Below are 16,962 nucleotides of genomic sequence, written 5' to 3'. Positions count from 1 at the left end.
CAATGGCTGGATGCCCCTGCCTGCTTTCGTCCCCCCCCTTGCCACCCTCCGCACCCTGCGTGCGCGAGGCCGCCTGCCATGCACCCGATGAAACTGCCGGCGCCCCCCGCCCCGCCCGCCGGCTGGACACGCCGCGCCTGGTTGGCGGCCACGGCCCTGGCGGGCGGTGCGCCCTGGCTGTCCGCCCAGGCCCTCGCGCCCCGCACGCTGGTGTTCCCTCAGGACCATGGCAGCCATCCGGCGCTGCGCACCGAGTGGTGGTACATCACCGGCCAGGCGCGCGCGGCGGGGCAGCTGTGGGGGTTTCAGGTGACGTTCTTTCGCTCGCGGGTCGAGGCCGCACAGCCGCTGCAGTCGACCTTCGCCGCCAAACAACTGGTGTTCGCGCATGCCGCGCTGACCGACCTGGGCGGCGCCGCGCTGCACCATGACCAGCGCATCGCGCGCGCCGGATTCGGCATCGCCGGAGCCAACGAAGCCGACACCGACGTCCGCCTGGGCGACTGGACGCTGGCTCGCACTCCCCGCGGTGCGGGGAGCCGCTATGCGGCCCAGGTTCGCGCGGCCGACTTCGCGCTGGACCTCCAATTCGACACCACGCAGCCCGTGCTGCTGCAGGGCGCACAGGGCCTGTCGCGCAAGGGGCCGGACGCCACCCAGGCCAGCTACTACTACAGCCAGCCTCAAATGGCCGTGACCGGGCACCTGCAGCTCGCGGGTCGGCGCATGGCCTTGGAGGCCGCGGCACCCGACAGCCTGGACAACCGCGCCTGGCTGGACCACGAATGGAGCGATGCGCTGGTGCACTCCGATGCCGTGGGCTGGGACTGGATCGGCATGAACCTGCAGGACGGCAGCGCGCTCACGGCGTTTCGCCTGCGGCGCGGCGATGGCTCGGCGCTCTGGGCCGGCGGCTCGCTGCGTGCGGCCGGGGGCACCACGCAGGTGTTCGGGCCGCAGGCCGTCGCGTTCACCCCGCAGCGCCACTGGACCAGCCCCGCCAGCCAGGCACGCTACCCGGTGCAGTGGCGCGTGGACACGCCGGCCGGATCGTTCGAAGTGCATGCGCTGCTGGATGCGCAGGAGCTGGACAGCCAAGCCTCGACGGGCGCCATCTACTGGGAGGGCCTGAGCGAACTGCGGGACGGGGCCGGCCGCGCTGTGGGGCGCGGCTACCTGGAGATGACCGGCTACGCCCGGCCGTTGCGGCTGTAGCCGCAACAGGGGCCGATGCGCACCACCTCGGAGTCAGCCGCGCAGCCCGCGCGCTTTACGCCCCCTTCGGCTCAGGCCTTGCGCCCGGCGCGCCGCGGCAGGCGCGCGATGATCTCGCCCATGATCCCGCGGCGGAAGGCCAGCACGCACACCACGAAGATGAGGCCAGTGACCATGGTGACCGACTCGCCCAGGGTGTTGAACCAGTCCACGCCCGTGATCGAGGCGACCAGGTGCCCAAACTCGCCGATCTTGTTTTCCAGCAGGACGACCACGGCCGACCCGACCAGCGGGCCCGACAGCGTGCCCAGGCCGCCCACCAGCGTCATCAGGATGACCTGGCCCGAGGCCGTCCAATGCACGTCGGACAGCGTGGCGAAGCCCAGCACCAGGGTCTTGAGCGAGCCCGCCAGCCCGGCGAGCGCGGCCGAGATCACGAAGGCCAGCAGCTTGAAGCGGTGCGTGTCATAGCCCAGCGAAATGGCGCGTGGCTCGTTTTCCTTGATGCTCTTGAGCACTTGGCCGAACGGCGAGTGGATGGTGCGCACGATGAGCAGGAAGGCCAGCACCACCACCACCAGCGCCACGTAGTACATGGTGAGGTCGCTGGACAGGTCGATGAGCCCGAAGAGCTTGCCGCGCGGCACGCCCTGCAGGCCGTCCTCCCCGCCCGTGAACGGCGCCTGCAGGCAGGCGAAGAACAGCATCTGCGCCAGCGCCAGCGTGATCATCGAGAAATAGATGCCCTGGCGCCGGATGGCCAGCCAGCCGAACAGCAGCCCCAGCAGCGCGCCGCCGGCGGTGCCGGCCAGCAGGCCCAGTTCAGGCGTGAGTCCCCAGACCTTGATGGCGTGGCCGGCCACGTAGGCCGCGCCGCCCAAAAAGGCCGCGTGGCCGAACGACAGCAGCCCGGTGTAGCCCAGCAGCAGGTTGAACGCCGAGGCGAAAAGCGCGAAGCACATGAGCTTCATCACGAAGACCGGGTAGGCGCCCAGGAAGGGCGCCGCCAGCAGGGCGGCGAGCAGCAGGCCGTAGCCGATGGGGGCGAGTTTTTGGGAGTTCATGCGTGCGGCCCCTGCTTATCTCTCTTTGCCGAACAGGCCGGCGGGGCGGATGAGGAGAACGATCACCATGATGACGAACACCACGGTGGAAGAAGCCTCGGGATAGAACACCTTGGTGAACCCTTCGATCACGCCCAGGCCCAGCCCGGTGAGGATCGAACCCATGATCGAGCCCATGCCGCCGATCACCACCACGGCGAACACCACGATGATGAGGTTCTGCCCCATGAGCGGCGTGACCTGATAGACCGGCGCGGCCAGCACGCCGGCGAAGGCGGCGAGCGCCGCGCCGAACGCGTAGGTGAGCGTGATCATCACCGGCACGTTCACGCCGAAGGCCTCCACGAGCCGCGGGTTTTCGGTGCCGGCGCGCAGGTAGGCGCCGAGCTTGGTCTTTTCGATCACGTACCAGGTGCCCACGCACACCACGAGCGAGGCCACCACCACCCAGGCGCGGTAGTTGGGCAGGATCATGAAGCCGAGGTTGGTCGCGCCTTCCAGCAGTTCCGGCGTGTCGTACCCCAGCCCCGAGACGCCGTAGATGGAGCGGAACACCCCCTCGATCAGCAGCGTGAGCCCCAGGGTCAGCAGCAGGCCGTAGAGATGGTCGAGCTTGTAGATCCAGCGCAGCAGCAGCCGCTCGATCAGCACCCCCAGGATGCCCACCACCACCGGCGCGGCCAACAGCATCACCCAGTAGTTGATGCCCAGGTAGGTCATGCCCATCCAGGTGAGCATCGCGCCCAGCATGAACAGCGCGCCGTGCGCGAAGTTGATCACGTTGAGCAGGCCGAAGATCACCGCCAGCCCCAGGCTGAGGATGGCGTAGAACGACCCGTTGACCAGCCCCAGCAGAAGCTGGCTCAACAGGCCCGGCAGTGAGACACCGAAGATTTGCATGGGAGGGCGCGAGTGGCAGTGAAGCGGTGAAAAAGGAGGGTCAGCGGAACGGGCGGCGCGTCATGGGTGTCATTTCCAGGCCGCGCACTTGCTCTCGGCCTGGGTGGCGAACACGTCCTCGCCGGGCAGCTTCTTGACGAGCTTGTAGTAGTCCCATGCACCCTTGGATTCGGCCGGTGACTTCACCTGCATCAGGTACATGTCGTGCACGTAGCGGCCATCGGGGCGCAGCGTGCCGGTGCCGAAGAAGTCGTTCATCTTCATGCCGCGCCAGGCCTGCATCACCTTGTCGGCATCGGTGCTCTTGGCGGCTTCGACGGCCTTCAGGTAGTTCATGGTGGCCGAGTAGTCGGCCGCCTGGATTTCGGTAGGGCGGCGCTTGGTCTTTTCCATGAACTTGTCGGCGAACTTGCGCGTGTCGTCGTTCAGGTCCCAATACCAGCTCGTCGTGAACTGCAGGCCCTCGGTGGTCTTGAGGCCCAGGCTGTGGATGTCGCTGAAGAAGATCAGCAGGCCGGCGAGCTTCATGCTCTTGCCGATGCCGAACTCCTTGGCGGCCTTGATGGAATTGATGGTGTCGCCGCCCGCGTTGGCCAGGCCCAGCACCTGGGCCTTGGAGTTCTGCGCCTGCAGCAGGAATGACGAAAAGTCCGAGGCGTTGAGCGGGTGCTTGACGCTGCCCACCACCGTGCCGCCCTTGGCCTTGACCACCGTGCTCGCATCGGCCTCCAGTGCATGTCCGAACGCATAGTCCGCCGTGAGGAAGAACCAGCTCTTGCCGCCGCCATCGACGATGGTGGCGCCCGTGCCCTTGGCCAGCGCCACGGTGTCGTAAGCGTAGTGCACGGTGTAAGGGCTGCACTGCTCGTTGGTGAGTGCCGAGGTGGCCGCGCCGTTGTTGATGAACACGCGCTTCTTCTCCTGCGCCACCTTGGCCATGGCCAGGGCCGTGCCCGAGTTGGTGCCGCCGAACACCAGGGTCAGGCCTTGCGTGTCGATCCATTCGCGCGCCTTCGACGCGGCGATGTCGGCCTTGTTCTGGTGGTCCGCGCTCATCAGTTCGATGGGCATGCCAAGCACCTTGCCGCCGAAGTCGTCGATGGCCATCTGGATCGCCACCGCACCGTTCTTGCCTTCCACGTCGGCGTACAGGCTGGACATGTCGGTGATGAAGCCGATCTTGACCTTGTCCTGCGCCTGCACGGCCGATGCGGCCAGGCCCAGGGCGCCCAGCACCAGGGCCAGTCGGGTGAGTTGTCTGTTTTTCATGGCTTTGTCTCCTGATCTCGGATGTGTTTTTTTCGATCGTGCGCGTCAGCTCATTTCCACAGCGCGCATTTGCTCTCGGCCTTGGTGGTCCACACCTGGTCCGCGGGCAGCTTGCTCACGACCTTGTAGTAGTCCCAGGGCTCCTTGGATTCGGCCGGGGCCTTCACCTGCACCAGGTACATATCGTGCGCGAAGCGGCCGTCCGGGCGGATCACGCCCTTGCCGTAGAAGTCGTCGATGGGCGTGGACTTGAGCTTTTCCATCACCTTGTCGGCATCGAGCGTCTTGGCGGCTTCCACCGCCTTCAGGTAGTTCATGGTGGCCGAGTAGTCGGCTGCCTGGATGTCGGTCGGCATGCGCTTGGTCTTGGCGAAGAACTTGCGGCCGAAGGCGCGGGTCTTGTCGTCCAGGTTCCAGTCCCAGCTGGTGGTGAGCAGCAGGCCTTCGGTGTTCTTCAGGCCCAGGCTGTGGATGTCGGTCACGAAGACCAGCAGGCCCGCCATCTTCATGGTCTTGTTGATGCCGAATTCGCGCGCGGCCTTGATGGCGTTGATGGTGTCGCCGCCCGCGTTCGCCAGGCCCAGGATCTGCGCCTTGGAGTTCTGCGCCTGCAGGAGGAAGGACGAGAAGTCCGACGCGTTGATCGGGTGCTTCACGCTGCCCACCACCTTGCCGCCCTTTTCCTTGACCACCTTGGCTGTGTCGGCCTCCAGCGCGGCGCCGAACGCATAGTCCGCCGTGAGGAAGAACCAGTCCTTGCCGCCCTGCCCCACGATCGCGCCACCCGTGCCCTTGGCCAGCGCCACGGTGTCGTAGGCGTAGTGCACCGTGTAGGGGCTGCACTGCTCGTTGGTGAGCGCCGAGGAGCCCGCGCCGTTGACGATGAACACGCGCTTCTTCTCCTGCGCCACCTTCGCCATCGCCAGGCCCGTGCCCGAATTGGTGCCGCCGAACAGCATGGTCAGGCCCTGCGTGTCGATCCACTCGCGCGCCTTCGACGCGGCGATGTCGGCCTTGTTCTGGTGGTCCGCGCTCAGCAGTTCGATGGGCTGGCCCAGTACCTTGCCGCCGAAGTCGTCGATGGCCATCTGGATCGCCACCGCGCCGTTCTTGCCTTCCACGTCGGCGTACAGGCTGGACATGTCGGTGATGAAGCCGATCTTCACCTTGTCCTGCGCCTGCGCGGAGAACGTCGCGAGGCCCGCGGCCCCCAGCAGCACGGCGAGCGCCTTGAGGTTCATTTTTTTCATGTCGTTGTCTCCTTGGGTCTTCGATGGAAAGGGGGATCGGGGTGCTCGGGACGAAGGCGGTGGTCGAAGCCGTCCCGCGCCGGGTCAGACGCCCAGCAGCTCGTTGAGCACGGGCATCTTGGCCTGCAGCTCGGTGGCGCCGAACTGCTCCACGATGCGGCCGTGCTCCATCACGTAGAAGCGGTCGGCCAGCGGCGCGGCGAAATGGAAGTTCTGCTCCACCATCACCACGGTGTAGCCCTTCTGGCGCAGCGTGGTGATCATGCGGGCCAGGGCCTGCACGATCACCGGCGCCAGGCCTTCGGAGATTTCGTCGAGCAGCAGCAGCTTGGCCCCGGTGCGCAGGATGCGCGCCACCGCCAGCATCTGCTGCTCGCCGCCCGACAGGCGCGTGCCCTGGCTGTGGCGGCGCTCGGCCAGGTTGGGGAACATGGCATAGATCTCGTCGACCGACATGCCCTGCGTGCCGGTCTTGAGCACCGGGGGCAGCAGCAGGTTCTCTTCGCACGACAGGCTGGAAAAGATGCCGCGCTCTTCCGGGCAGTAGCCCACGCCCAGGTGCGCGATGCGGTGCGTGGGCATCTGGATCGTCTCCTGCCCGTGGATGCGCACGGAGCCCTTGCGGGCGCCCGTCAGCCCCATCACGGCGCGCATGGTGGACGTGCGGCCCGCGCCGTTGCGGCCCAGCAGGGTCACCACCTCGCCGGGCTGCACCGTGATGTCCACGCCGTGCAGCACGTGCGACTCGCCGTACCAGGCCTGCAGACCGCTGATTTCGAGGGCCGGCGCGCTCATGCGTGGGCCCCTTGCAGCTGGCCGTCCGTGGTGCCCATGTAGGCCTCCATCACCTGCGGGTTGCGCGAGACCTCTTCGTACGGCCCCTCGGCCAGCACGGCGCCACGCTGCAGCACGGTGATGCGGTCGGCGATCGTGGAGATCACCTTCATGTTGTGTTCCACCATGAGGATGGTGCGGCCGGCCGAGACCTTCTTGATGAGCTGCGTGACTCGGTCCACGTCCTCGTGGCCCATGCCCTGCGTGGGCTCGTCCAGCAGCATCAACTCGGGCTCCATGGCCAGCGTGGTGGCGATCTCCAGCGCGCGCTTGCGGCCGTAGGGTAGGTTCACGGTGGTCTCGTCGGCCAGGTCCTGCAGGCCCACTTCGGCCAGCAGTTCCATCGCGCGGCCGTCCAGCTGCTGCAGGCTGCGTTCGCTGCGCCAGAAGTGGAACGCCGTGCCCAGCTTGCGCTGCAGGCCGATGCGCACGTTCTCCAGCAGCGTGAGGTGCGGGAACACGGCGGAGATCTGGAACGAGCGGATCACGCCGCGCCGGGCGATCAGCGCCGGCCGCTCGCGCGTGATGTCCTCGCCGTTGAACCGGATCACGCCGGAGGTCGGCTCCAGGAACTTGGTCAGCAGGTTGAAGCAGGTGGTCTTGCCAGCGCCGTTGGGGCCGATCAGCGCATGGATGGAGCCCCGGCGGACCGCGAGATTGACATCGCTGACCGCGGTGAAGCCTCTGAACTCTTTGGTCAGGCTGTGGGTTTCGAGAATGACGTCGCTCATTGCGCCTTGGCCGCTCCGTGGTGGTGCTGGGCGGGGCGCTTCGCCCGGGGGAGCGAAGCACCCTGGCCTGCGTTAGGTTGCACCGCATCCTAAGGCGCGCCCCCGCTGCGCAGATACTGGGACAAATGCCTATGTATAAACGCCTACCCGGCCGGCCGGCGTGCACCGCCCCCTGGGGACGCCCGGGCGCGGTCCGGCGCAAGCCTTCCGCCCCAGGCATGGCTTTGGATGAAAACCGCCTCATGCCTTAGATCCGATTGCCTGGATAGCTATTAAATTAATAGCAAACCCGTGCTGCGGCAGGCTTCACGGCAAGGCGCATGCCGATCCGAGCGCGGGCTCCTACACTGCCACCATGCCCTCCTCCTCCCCCACCCCCGGCGCCCCGCGCTCGCTCGGCGGCCTGCTGCCGTTTCTCCGGCCCTACGCCGGGCGCATTGCGCTCGCGCTGGTCTTCCTGGTGCTGGCCGCGCTGGCCACGCTGGCGTTTCCCCTGGCGCTGCGCGAACTCATCGACGGCGGGCTGGTGGGCGCCACGCGCGGCGAGCAGGCCATGGCGCTGCGCGAGCATTTCGGGCTGCTGTTCGCCGTGGCCGTGGCGCTGGGGCTGTTCTCCGCCGCGCGTTTCTACACCGTGAGCTGGCTGGGCGAGCGGGTGACGGCCGACCTGCGCAACGCCGTCTATGCGCACGTGCTGGAACAAAGCCCGCAGTTCTACGAAACCACGCAGACCGGCGAAGTGCTGTCGCGCCTGACCGTGGACACCACGCTCGTGCAGACCGGGGTGGGCTCGTCGCTGTCGATGGGCCTGCGCAACGCGGTGATGGGCGTGGGGGCGCTGGGGATGCTGGTGTGGACCAACCCGTACATCATGTCGGTGGTGTTTGCCGCCATCGTGGTCGTGGTGCTGCCCACGCTGTGGATCGGCCGCTGGGTGCGCCGCCTCTCCCGGGCCAGCCAGGACCGGGTGGCCGATTCCAGCGCCATCGCGGCCGAGGTGCTCAATGCCGTGCCCGCCGTGCAAAGCTACACGGCCGAATCGCGCGAGGCCCGCCGGTTCGAAACCTCCACCGAAAACGCCTTCCAGACCGCCGTGCGCCGCAGCCGGGCCCGCGCGGCGCTGGTGGCCTTCATCGTGATCGCCAACGCGGCGTTGCTGCTGTGGGGCCTGTACCGGGGCACGCAGGCAGTGCTGGCGGGCGAGATGTCGGCCGGCCACCTGGGGCAGACGGTCATCTACGTCATGTTCCTTGCGGGCGCCGTGGCCGTGCTCGGCGAGGTGTACGGCGATCTGCTGCGCGCCGCCGGGGCCACCGAACGGCTCATGGAACTGCTCGCCAGCCGATCGCCCATCGCCAGCCCCGCGCAGCCCGCGGCGCTGCCGGACACGGGCGGCGGACTGCGCGTGGACTTCGACCGGGTGGCGTTCCACTACCCCTCGCGCCCGCAGGCACCGGCGCTGCGCGGCTTCGACCTGCAGCTGTCGGCCGGCGAAACCGTTGCGCTGGTGGGCGCCAGCGGAGCGGGCAAGACCACGGTGTTCCAGTTACTGCAGCGCTTCTACGACGTGGATGCCGCAGGCGGCGGCATCGCGCTGAACGGCGTGGACATCCGCCGGCTGGCGCTCGGCGACCTGCGCGCCCACGTGGGCATCGTGCCGCAGGACGCGGTGATCTTCTCCGCCTCGGCCCTGGACAACATCCGCTACGGCCGCCCCGGCGCCACCGAGCAGGAAGTGCAGGAGGCCGCGCGCGCCGCCTTCGCACACGAGTTCATCGCGGCCTTGCCCGAGGGCTACGGCACCTTCCTAGGCGAGCGCGGCGTGCGCCTGTCCGGAGGGCAGCGCCAGCGCATCGCCATCGCCCGCGCCTTGCTCAAGAACCCACCGCTGCTGTTGCTGGACGAGGCCACGAGCGCGCTCGATGCGGAAAGCGAGCGCATGGTGCAGGCCGCGCTGGACGCCGCCATGCAGCGCCACAGCGGCCAGCGCACCACGCTGGTCATCGCGCACCGGCTCGCCACGGTGCAGAACGCCGACCGCATCGTGGTGATGGAGCAGGGGCAGATCGTGGAGGAAGGGCGCCATGCGGACCTGGTCCGGCAGGGCGGCGTGTACGCCCGGCTGGCGGCGCTGCAGTTCACGCAGTGAAGGCTGGCAGGCCAAGGCCTGCCATCCGGTCGGCGATGCCGACGCACCGGCAGGCGGCTACTGCAAGGTTTCCTTGGCCGCGTCCGGAAGCACCAGGGGCAGCACGGCGATCCCCTCTTCCAGCAGTTCGGCCGCTTCCTGGGCACTGGCCTGGCCGCGGATGCCACGTTCTTCGGTTTCGCCATGGTGCATGCGGCGCGCTTCCTGCGCGAAGCGCGGCCCCACGTCTTCGGTGTGGGCCACGATGTGCCGGGCCACCCGCAGCCACGCGGCCTGCAGGGCAGAATCGACCGGGGGCATGGAAGGGGATGGGTGGGCCGCCGCAGTGCGGCCAGCACCGTCCTCGCGGGCGCGCGGGGCAGCCGGGTTGGGCGTTGCGCCCAGGTTCAGGCGCGGGGCGCTCAGGCCCTTGCGGATCTCGCTGCTGCCGCACAGGGGGCATTGAACGAGATCGCGCGCCAGCTGGCTCTGGAAATCGGCCTCGGACCCGAACCAGCCCTCGAAGGCATGGCCCTGTGCGCAATGGAGATCGAGCACTTTCATGGCAATGGGAATGGAGCAGGCAACGGAGGCAGTCGGCCAGCGATGCGCCGGGCCTCAGCCCTTGTTGCGCCGCAGCAGGTAGCGGTAGATGAACCCGGGAAACGCCAGCGTGATGAACAGCGTGGCGGTGATCGCGTAGAACTCCCACTGCTGGGGCGCGATCTGCCCCACGCGGCGCTCCAGCAGCAGCGCGACGCCACCGACCAGAAAGTACAGCAGGGCCATCTCGCCCAGGCGCGCCGCCATGGGCTTGGTGGGCGCCGCCTTCGGGCCCACCAACAGCCAGCGCTGGCTGAAGAACGGCAGGTTGGCCCCGATGGCCGCCAGCACGATCACCAGCCAGATGGACGCGGTGGCGGACACAGGAGGGGCAAAGGCCTGGGAGGGGGAAACCCGGGCGCGCTCAGGTCGCTAGCGCGCGCACGACGGCGTCGGCGCACAGCGCCATCAGGCCGCCGGGCAGCAGGCCGAGCACCAGCACCAGCGCGCCATTGAGCGTGAGCACCATGCGCACGTCCAGCGGGGCCGACACGTTCGCGGCGGTGAGCGGCGCATCGAAGTACATCACCTTCACGACGCGCAGGTAGTAGAAGGCGCCGATCAGCGACATCACCACCGCGAAGACGGCCAGGGCGATGTACAGCGTCTGGCCCGAAGCCACCAGGGCCTGCAGCACCGACAGCTTGGCGTAGAAGCCCACCAGCGGCGGCAGACCGGCCAGCGAGAACAGGCACACGGCCATCACGCCGGCATACAGCGGGCTGCGCTGGTTCAGGCCCGCCAGGTCGGAGATCTCTTCGCTCTCGAAGCCTTCGCGGGCCAGCAGCAGGATCACGCCGAAGCTCGCCAGCGTGGTCAGCACATAGCTCACCACGTAGAACATGGAGGAGCTGTAGGCGTTCTCGACCGCGTTAGCATCCACATTGCCGTTGACCACGCCCGACAGCAGGCCCAGCAGCACGAAGCCCATCTGCGAGATCGTGGAATACGCCAGCATGCGCTTGAGGTTGGTCTGGGCGATGGCCGCCAGATTACCCACCAGCAGCGAGCCGATGGCCAGCACCGCGAGCATCTGCTGCCAGTCGATGGCCAGCGGCAGCAGCCCGTCCACCAGCAGGCGGATGGTGATGGCGAAGGCCGCCAGCTTGGGCGCGCCGCCGATGATCAGCGTCACGGCCGTGGGAGCGCCCTGGTACACATCGGGAATCCACATGTGGAACGGCACCACGCCCAGCTTGAAGGCGAGGCCTGCCACCACGAACACCAGGCCGAACACCAGCACCTGGTGGCGGATCTGGCCGGAGTTGACCGCCTTGAACACCTGGCCGATGTCGAGCGAACCGGTCGCGCCGTAGATCATCGACAGGCCGTACAGCAGGAAGCCGCTGGCCATCGCGCCCAGCACGAAATACTTCATCGCGGCCTCGGTGGAGGTCGCATGGTCGCGGCGCAGGGCCACCAGCGCATAGCTGGACAGCGTGAGCAATTCCAGGCCCAGGTAGATCACCAGGAAGTTGTTGCCCGAAATCATGATGAACATGCCCAGCAGCGCGAACATCGACAGCGTGAAGAACTCGCCGCCGCGCAGCATGTCGCGGTCGCCGGCATAGGGGCGGCCATAGACCAGCGTGACCATCATGGCCACGGTGGCGAAGCACTTGAGCCAGTTGCCCATGGCATCGCTCACCACCATGTTGCCGAAGCCGTAGAACGTGTTGCCCGTGTTGGCATACAGGGCCTGCAGCACGGCCACCACGGTCAGGGTGAGCATGGTGAGCACGTAGGTGCCCGTGCGCCGTGGGCTGGTCACGCCCAGGTCCACGAGCGCGATCACGCAGGCCATGACCAGGAGCACGATCTCCGGATACACCGCCAGCCAGCTGATGTTGTCAATCATCTCGAGTCTCTCGTTTCAGTCTGGTCAGTTGAGCTTGGACAGCGCCACGTGCTTGAGCAGCTGCGCCACCGAAGCATCCATCACGTCGGTGAAGGGACGGGGGTACAGCCCCATGTACAGCACGGCAATCGCGAGCACGGCCATCACCAGGAACTCGCGGGCGCCGATGTCCTTGAGGTCCCTCACGTGGTCGTTGGCGACGGGGCCGAGGTAGACGCGCTTGTACATCCACAGCGTGTAGGCCGCACCGAAGATCAGCGCCGTGGCCGCGGCCAAGCCAATCCAGAAGTTGGCCTTGACGGCGCCCAGGATCACCATCCACTCGCCCACGAAACCGGCCGTGCCCGGCAGGCCGCAGTTGGCCATGGCGAACAGCAGTGCGAAGGCCGCGAACTTGGGCATGGTGTTGACCACGCCGCCGTAGGCCGCGATCTCACGGGAATGCACCCGGTCGTACAGCACGCCGATCGACAGGAACATGGCGCCCGACACGAAGCCGTGCGCGATCATCTGCACCAGCCCGCCTGACACGCCCAGGTCGTTGAAGATGAAGAAGCCCAGGGTCACGAAGCCCATGTGCGCCACGGACGAATACGCCACCAGCTTCTTCATGTCCTTTTGCACCATCGCCACCAGGCCCACGTAGATCACGGCCACCAGCGACAGCGCGATCATCAGCCAGGCCCATTCGCGCGCGGCGTCGGGGGCGATGGGCATGGAAAAGCGCAGGAAACCATAGGCACCCAGCTTCAGCATGATGGCGGCCAGCACGGCGGAGCCGCCGGTGGGGGCCTCCACGTGCACGTCGGGCAGCCAGGTGTGCACCGGCCACATCGGCACCTTCACCGCGAACGCGGCGAAGAAGGCGAAGAACAGCAGGGTCTGCGCACGGGCCGACAGCGGCAGCTGGTGCCACGTGGCGATGTCGAAGCTGCCACCGGACTGGTTGTACAGGTAGATCAGCGCGATCAGCATCAGCAGCGAGCCGAGCAGCGTGTACAGGAAGAACTTGAACGCCGCGTAGATCTTGTTGGGGCCGCCCCAGATGCCGATGATCAGGTACATCGGGATCAGCGTGGCCTCGAAGAACACGTAGAACAGCAGGCCGTCGAGCGCGCTGAACACGCCGATCATCAGGCCCGAGAGGATCAGGAACGCGCCCATGTACTGGTTCACGCGCTCGGTGATCGACTCCCACGACGCGATCACCACGATCACCGTGATGAACGCGGTGAGCGGCACGAACCAGAACGAGATGCCGTCCACACCCAGGTGGTAGTGGACGTTGAAGCGCTCGATCCACTGCGCCTTCTCGACGAATTGCGCTGCGGCGGACGTGGCCTCGAAGCCGCCGTACAGCGGCAGCGTGACGGCCAGACCCACCAGCGACCCGATCAGGGCCAGCCAGCGCACGGCGCGTGCGTGCTCATCGCGGCCAAAGGCCAGCAGCAGGGCGCCAAACGCGATCGGCACCCAGATGGCAAGACTCAACAAACCCATTTTTGTTTTCCCTCTACTTGTTGAGCCAAACGAAGTACGTCATGAGCGCGAAGATGCCCAGGATCATGACCAGCGCGTAGTGGTAGATGTAGCCGGTCTGGAACCAGCGCACCACCCCCGCCACGCGACCCACCAGCTTCCACGAGCCGTTGACCAGCGCGCCGTCGATCACCGCCTGGTCGCCGCCCTTCCACAGGCCGGTACCCAGCGCGCGAGCGCCCCGCGCGATGATGTTTTCGTTGATCCAGTCGAGGTAGTATTTGTTCTCGAACAGCACGTAGATCGGATGGAAGATTCGCTTGATCGCGGCTGGCAGGGCCGGGTTGACCATGTACATGTAGTAGGACGCCGCCACGCCCGCCAGGGCCAGCCAGAACGGTGCGGTCTGCAGGCCGTGCAGCGCCATGCCCACGGGGCCGTGGAAGATTTCCGCCAGTTCCGCCATTGCGGGGTGCTTGGCGGCGTCGACGAAGATCACGTCCTTGAAGAAGTCGCCGAACAGCATGGGCTGGATGAACAGGAAGCCGATCACCACCGAAGGAATGGCCAGCAGGATCAGCGGCACGGTGACGACCCAGGGCGACTCGTGCGGCTTGGCATCGTGGCCATGGCCATGGCCGTGGTGGTCGTCGTGGGCATGGTGGTCGTCGTGGTGCGCATCCGGGTTCTGGTCGTAGCGTTCCTTGCCATGGAAGACCAGGAAGTACATGCGGAACGAATAGAACGCGGTGACGAACACGCCCGCCAGCACGGCGAAGTGGGCGAAGCCCGCGGCCGGCAGCGTGCTGGCATGCACGGCTTCGATGATGCTGTCCTTGGAATAGAAGCCCGAGAACAGCGGCGTGCCGATCAGTGCCAGCGAACCCAGCAGCGACGTGATCCAGGTGATGGGCATGTACTTGCGCACGGCGCCCATCCAGCGGATGTCCTGGTTGTGGTGCATGCCCATGATGACCGAGCCCGCGCCGAGGAACAGCAGCGCCTTGAAGAACGCGTGCGTCATCAGGTGGAACACCGCCACCGAGTAGGCGGAGGCACCGAGCGCCACCGTCATGTAGCCCAGCTGCGACAGCGTGGAATAGGCCACCACGCGCTTGATGTCGTTCTGGATGATGCCCAGAAAGCCCATGAACAGTGCCGTGATCGCACCGATCACGAGGATGAAGTTGAGCGCGGTGTCCGACAGTTCGAACAGCGGCGACATCCGCGACACCATGAAGATGCCGGCCGTCACCATGGTGGCGGCGTGGATCAGCGCGGAGATGGGCGTGGGGCCTTCCATCGAGTCCGGCAGCCAGACGTGCAGCGGAAACTGCGCGCTCTTGCCCATCGCACCGATGAACAGGCAGATGCAGATGACCGTGATCAGCATCCAGCTGGTGCCCGGGAACGACAATGCGCCCAGCTCGCCCGCCTTGCCGAAGATCTCGCTGTAGTTCAGCGTGTTGGTGTACGCCGCGATCAGGCCGATGCCCAGGATGAAGCCGAAGTCGCCCACGCGGTTCACCAGGAACGCCTTCATGTTGGCGAAGATGGCGGTCGGCTTGTTGAACCAGAAGCCGATCAGCAGGTACGACACCAGGCCCACCGCTTCCCAGCCGAAGAACAGCTGCAGCAGGTTGTTGCTCATGACGAGCATCAGCATCGAGAAGGTGAACAGCGAGATGTAGGCGAAGAAACGGTTGTAGCCGTCGTCTTCGTCCATGTAGCCGATCGTGTAGATGTGCACCATCAGCGACACGAAGGTCACCACGCACATCATCATGGCCGTGAGGCTGTCCACGAGGAAGCCGACCTCCATCTTGAGGCCGCCGACCACCATCCAGGTGTAGAGCGTTTCGTTGAAGCGCGCGCCGTCCATGGCCACGCTCTTGAGCGTCATGGCGGACAGGACGAAGGCCGCCAGCACGCCGAGAATGGTCAGCGTGTGGCTCAGCCGCCGGCCGATCCGGTTGCCGCCGAAGGCGGTGCCGAAGATACCCGCCAGGGCGGATCCCACCAGCGGTGCCATGGGCACCGCCAGCAGTGTCGAAGCAGAAAGGGTTTGGCTCATTCTTGAAGACCTTGGCTAGTACCGGCGACTCAACCCTTGAGGGTGTTGAGGTCTTCCGCGTTGATGCTGGATTTGTTGCGGAACAGCAGCACCAGGATCGCGAGGCCGATGGCCGACTCTGCCGCGGCGACCGTCAGGATGAAGAACACGAACACCTGGCCGTGCATGTCGCCCAGATAGTGCGAGAACGCGACGAAGTTCATGTTCACGGCCAGCAGCATCAACTCGATCGCCATCAGCAGCACGATCAGGTTCTTGCGGTTCAGGAAGATGCCGATGACGGCGAGCGCGAACAGCATCGCGCCCAGCGACAGGAAATGGCCCAGGGTCAATGTCATGCCTTCTTCTCCTCGGCAGCGGGCGTCGCCGCTGCTTCCTCTGCAGGCTTTTGCGTCGCGGCGACCTTCACCAGCGCCACACGGTCGCTGGCGCGCACACGGATCTGCTGCGATGGGTTGATCGCCTTGCTGTCCTTGCGCTGGCGCAGGGTGAGCGCGATGGCCGCGATCATCGCCACCAGCAGGATGACCGCTGCGATCTCGACGGGGTACAGGTACTCGGTGTAGAGCAGCTTGCCCAGCGCCTTGGTGTTCGAGTAAGGCAGCACATGGCCCGCCGCATCGACCACGGCCGCCACCGCCTTGGGCTCGTCCATGCCGCGGAAACCGCCCATCAGCACGGCCGCCATTTCCAGGGCGATCAGCGCACCGATGAAAGCCGCCAGCGGAAAGTGCCGCCAGAAGCCCTGCCGAATGGAATCGATGTGGATGTCCAGCATCATCACCACGAAGAGGAAGAGCACCATCACCGCGCCGAGGTACACCAGCACCAGGGCGATGGCGAGGAACTCCGCCTTCAGCAGCAGCCAGATGGCGGCCGCCTGCGAAAACGCGAGGATGAGATACAGCACCGCATGCACGGGGTTGCGCGCGGTGATGACCCGGAAGGCTGCAAAGAGCAGCACGACCGAGAACAGATAGAAGAAACCAGTCTTGGCGTCCATGAATCGGGTCTTTGTAGGGGTTCTGGAGCCGCGCTCAGCGGTACTTGGCGTCGGCCGCCTTGGCTGCAGCGATCTCGGCCTCGTAGCGGTCCCCCACGGCCAGGAGCATGTCCTTGGTGAAGTACAGGTCGCCGCGCTTTTCGCCGTGGTATTCCAGGATCTGCGTCTCGACGATGGAGTCCACCGGGCAGCTCTCTTCGCAAAAGCCGCAGAAGATGCACTTGGTCAGGTCGATGTCATAGCGCGTGGTGCGGCGCGAACCGTCCGCACGCACGTCGGACTCGATGGTGATCGCCAGTGCCGGGCACACGGCTTCGCACAGCTTGCAGGCGATGCAGCGCTCTTCGCCGTTGTCGTAGCGACGCAGCGCGTGCAGGCCGCGGAACCGGGGCGACAGGGGCGTCTTCTCTTCGGGGAACTGAACGGTCACCTTGCGCCGAAACGCGTAGCGACCCGTCAGGGCCATGCCCTTGACCAGCTCCACCAGCATGAAGCTCTTGAAAAAATCCTTGATCGAAAAGGATGCAGTAGCAGCAACAGCAGTCATCGGTGTC

At 66.4% G+C, this 16,962-nt stretch carries 16 protein-coding genes; 2 read left to right on the top strand and 14 right to left on the bottom strand.

The genetic code is table 11. From position 1 onward, the window contains the following. The first annotated feature begins 87 nt into the window (after positions 1-87). On the top strand, positions 88-1,215 hold the full coding sequence (locus AVKW3434_RS11845; protein WP_502869072.1) for a lipocalin-like domain-containing protein: 1,128 nt from the start codon (positions 88-90) through the stop codon (positions 1,213-1,215). A gap of 71 nt (positions 1,216-1,286) precedes the next feature. Here the strand turns inward: AVKW3434_RS11845 and AVKW3434_RS11840 are convergent, their stop codons facing one another. The 6 genes from AVKW3434_RS11840 to AVKW3434_RS11815 form a co-directional block, all read right to left on the bottom strand. Beyond that, entirely contained in the window at positions 1,287-2,279 is a 993-nt protein-coding gene (locus AVKW3434_RS11840) for a branched-chain amino acid ABC transporter permease (protein WP_272568006.1), read from the bottom strand. Positions 2,280-2,294: 15 nt separating this feature from the next. Further along, positions 2,295-3,179 (bottom strand): branched-chain amino acid ABC transporter permease, encoded by an 885-nt coding sequence (locus AVKW3434_RS11835; RefSeq protein WP_272568004.1) that lies wholly within the window; start codon positions 3,177-3,179, stop codon positions 2,295-2,297. 69 nt (positions 3,180-3,248) lie between these two features. After that, positions 3,249-4,448, bottom strand: coding sequence for an ABC transporter substrate-binding protein (locus AVKW3434_RS11830; RefSeq protein WP_284405996.1), 1,200 nt, complete (start codon positions 4,446-4,448; stop codon positions 3,249-3,251). A gap of 50 nt (positions 4,449-4,498) precedes the next feature. Then, a complete protein-coding gene (locus AVKW3434_RS11825) occupies positions 4,499-5,698 on the bottom strand; it encodes an ABC transporter substrate-binding protein (RefSeq protein WP_272568000.1) in 1,200 nt (399 codons plus the stop codon). Positions 5,699-5,782: 84 nt separating this feature from the next. Further along, positions 5,783-6,493: an ABC transporter ATP-binding protein gene (locus tag AVKW3434_RS11820; protein ID WP_284405995.1), complete on the bottom strand. Its 711-nt coding sequence runs from the start codon at positions 6,491-6,493 to the stop codon at positions 5,783-5,785. Then, entirely contained in the window at positions 6,490-7,263 is a 774-nt protein-coding gene (locus AVKW3434_RS11815) for an ABC transporter ATP-binding protein (RefSeq protein WP_272551665.1), read from the bottom strand. The genes AVKW3434_RS11820 and AVKW3434_RS11815 overlap by 4 nt, the downstream gene beginning before the upstream one ends. A 355-nt stretch (positions 7,264-7,618) precedes the next feature. On the opposite strand from AVKW3434_RS11815, the gene AVKW3434_RS11810 reads away from it, so the two are divergent. Further along, positions 7,619-9,412: an ABC transporter transmembrane domain-containing protein gene (locus AVKW3434_RS11810; RefSeq protein ID WP_284405994.1), complete on the top strand. Its 1,794-nt coding sequence runs from the start codon at positions 7,619-7,621 to the stop codon at positions 9,410-9,412. Positions 9,413-9,469: 57 nt separating this feature from the next. On the opposite strand, the gene AVKW3434_RS11805 is transcribed toward AVKW3434_RS11810, so the two are convergent. From AVKW3434_RS11805 to nuoI, 8 genes are read right to left on the bottom strand one after another with little or no spacing between them, the layout of a single operon-like run. Further along, positions 9,470-9,955 carry a DUF1178 family protein gene (locus AVKW3434_RS11805; RefSeq protein ID WP_284405993.1) on the bottom strand — a complete coding sequence of 162 codons (486 nt, stop codon included), beginning with the start codon at positions 9,953-9,955 and terminating at the stop codon, positions 9,470-9,472. A 54-nt stretch (positions 9,956-10,009) separates the two neighbouring features. After that, entirely contained in the window at positions 10,010-10,318 is a 309-nt protein-coding gene (locus AVKW3434_RS11800) for a DUF2818 family protein (RefSeq protein ID WP_284395538.1), read from the bottom strand. A 40-nt stretch (positions 10,319-10,358) separates the two neighbouring features. Continuing rightward, positions 10,359-11,852 (bottom strand): NADH-quinone oxidoreductase subunit NuoN, encoded by a 1,494-nt coding sequence (gene nuoN, locus AVKW3434_RS11795; protein WP_272551660.1) that lies wholly within the window; start codon positions 11,850-11,852, stop codon positions 10,359-10,361. Positions 11,853-11,876: 24 nt separating this feature from the next. Then, a complete protein-coding gene (locus AVKW3434_RS11790; protein ID WP_272567995.1) occupies positions 11,877-13,352 on the bottom strand; it encodes an NADH-quinone oxidoreductase subunit M in 1,476 nt (491 codons plus the stop codon). A 13-nt stretch (positions 13,353-13,365) separates the two neighbouring features. Beyond that, a complete protein-coding gene (gene nuoL / locus AVKW3434_RS11785; protein WP_284405992.1) occupies positions 13,366-15,405 on the bottom strand; it encodes an NADH-quinone oxidoreductase subunit L in 2,040 nt (679 codons plus the stop codon). Positions 15,406-15,434: 29 nt separating this feature from the next. Next, entirely contained in the window at positions 15,435-15,743 is a 309-nt protein-coding gene (nuoK, locus tag AVKW3434_RS11780) for an NADH-quinone oxidoreductase subunit NuoK (RefSeq protein WP_005793248.1), read from the bottom strand. After that, the gene (locus AVKW3434_RS11775) at positions 15,740-16,408 is read right to left on the bottom strand and encodes an NADH-quinone oxidoreductase subunit J (protein WP_284405991.1); all 669 of its coding nucleotides are present in this window, start codon (positions 16,406-16,408) and stop codon (positions 15,740-15,742) included. The genes nuoK and AVKW3434_RS11775 overlap by 4 nt, the downstream gene beginning before the upstream one ends. Before the next feature lie 34 nt (positions 16,409-16,442). Continuing rightward, positions 16,443-16,955 carry an NADH-quinone oxidoreductase subunit NuoI gene (gene nuoI / locus AVKW3434_RS11770; protein ID WP_092744422.1) on the bottom strand — a complete coding sequence of 171 codons (513 nt, stop codon included), beginning with the start codon at positions 16,953-16,955 and terminating at the stop codon, positions 16,443-16,445. Between the last annotated feature and the right edge of the window lie 7 nt (positions 16,956-16,962).

The organism is Acidovorax sp. SUPP3434, from assembly GCF_030159015.1.
In the GTDB taxonomy this organism is placed as follows: Bacteria; Pseudomonadota; Gammaproteobacteria; order Burkholderiales; family Burkholderiaceae_C; genus Paracidovorax.
The sequence above is the reverse complement of the archived record's forward strand: the minus strand, read 5'-3'. Positions and strand labels throughout refer to the sequence as shown.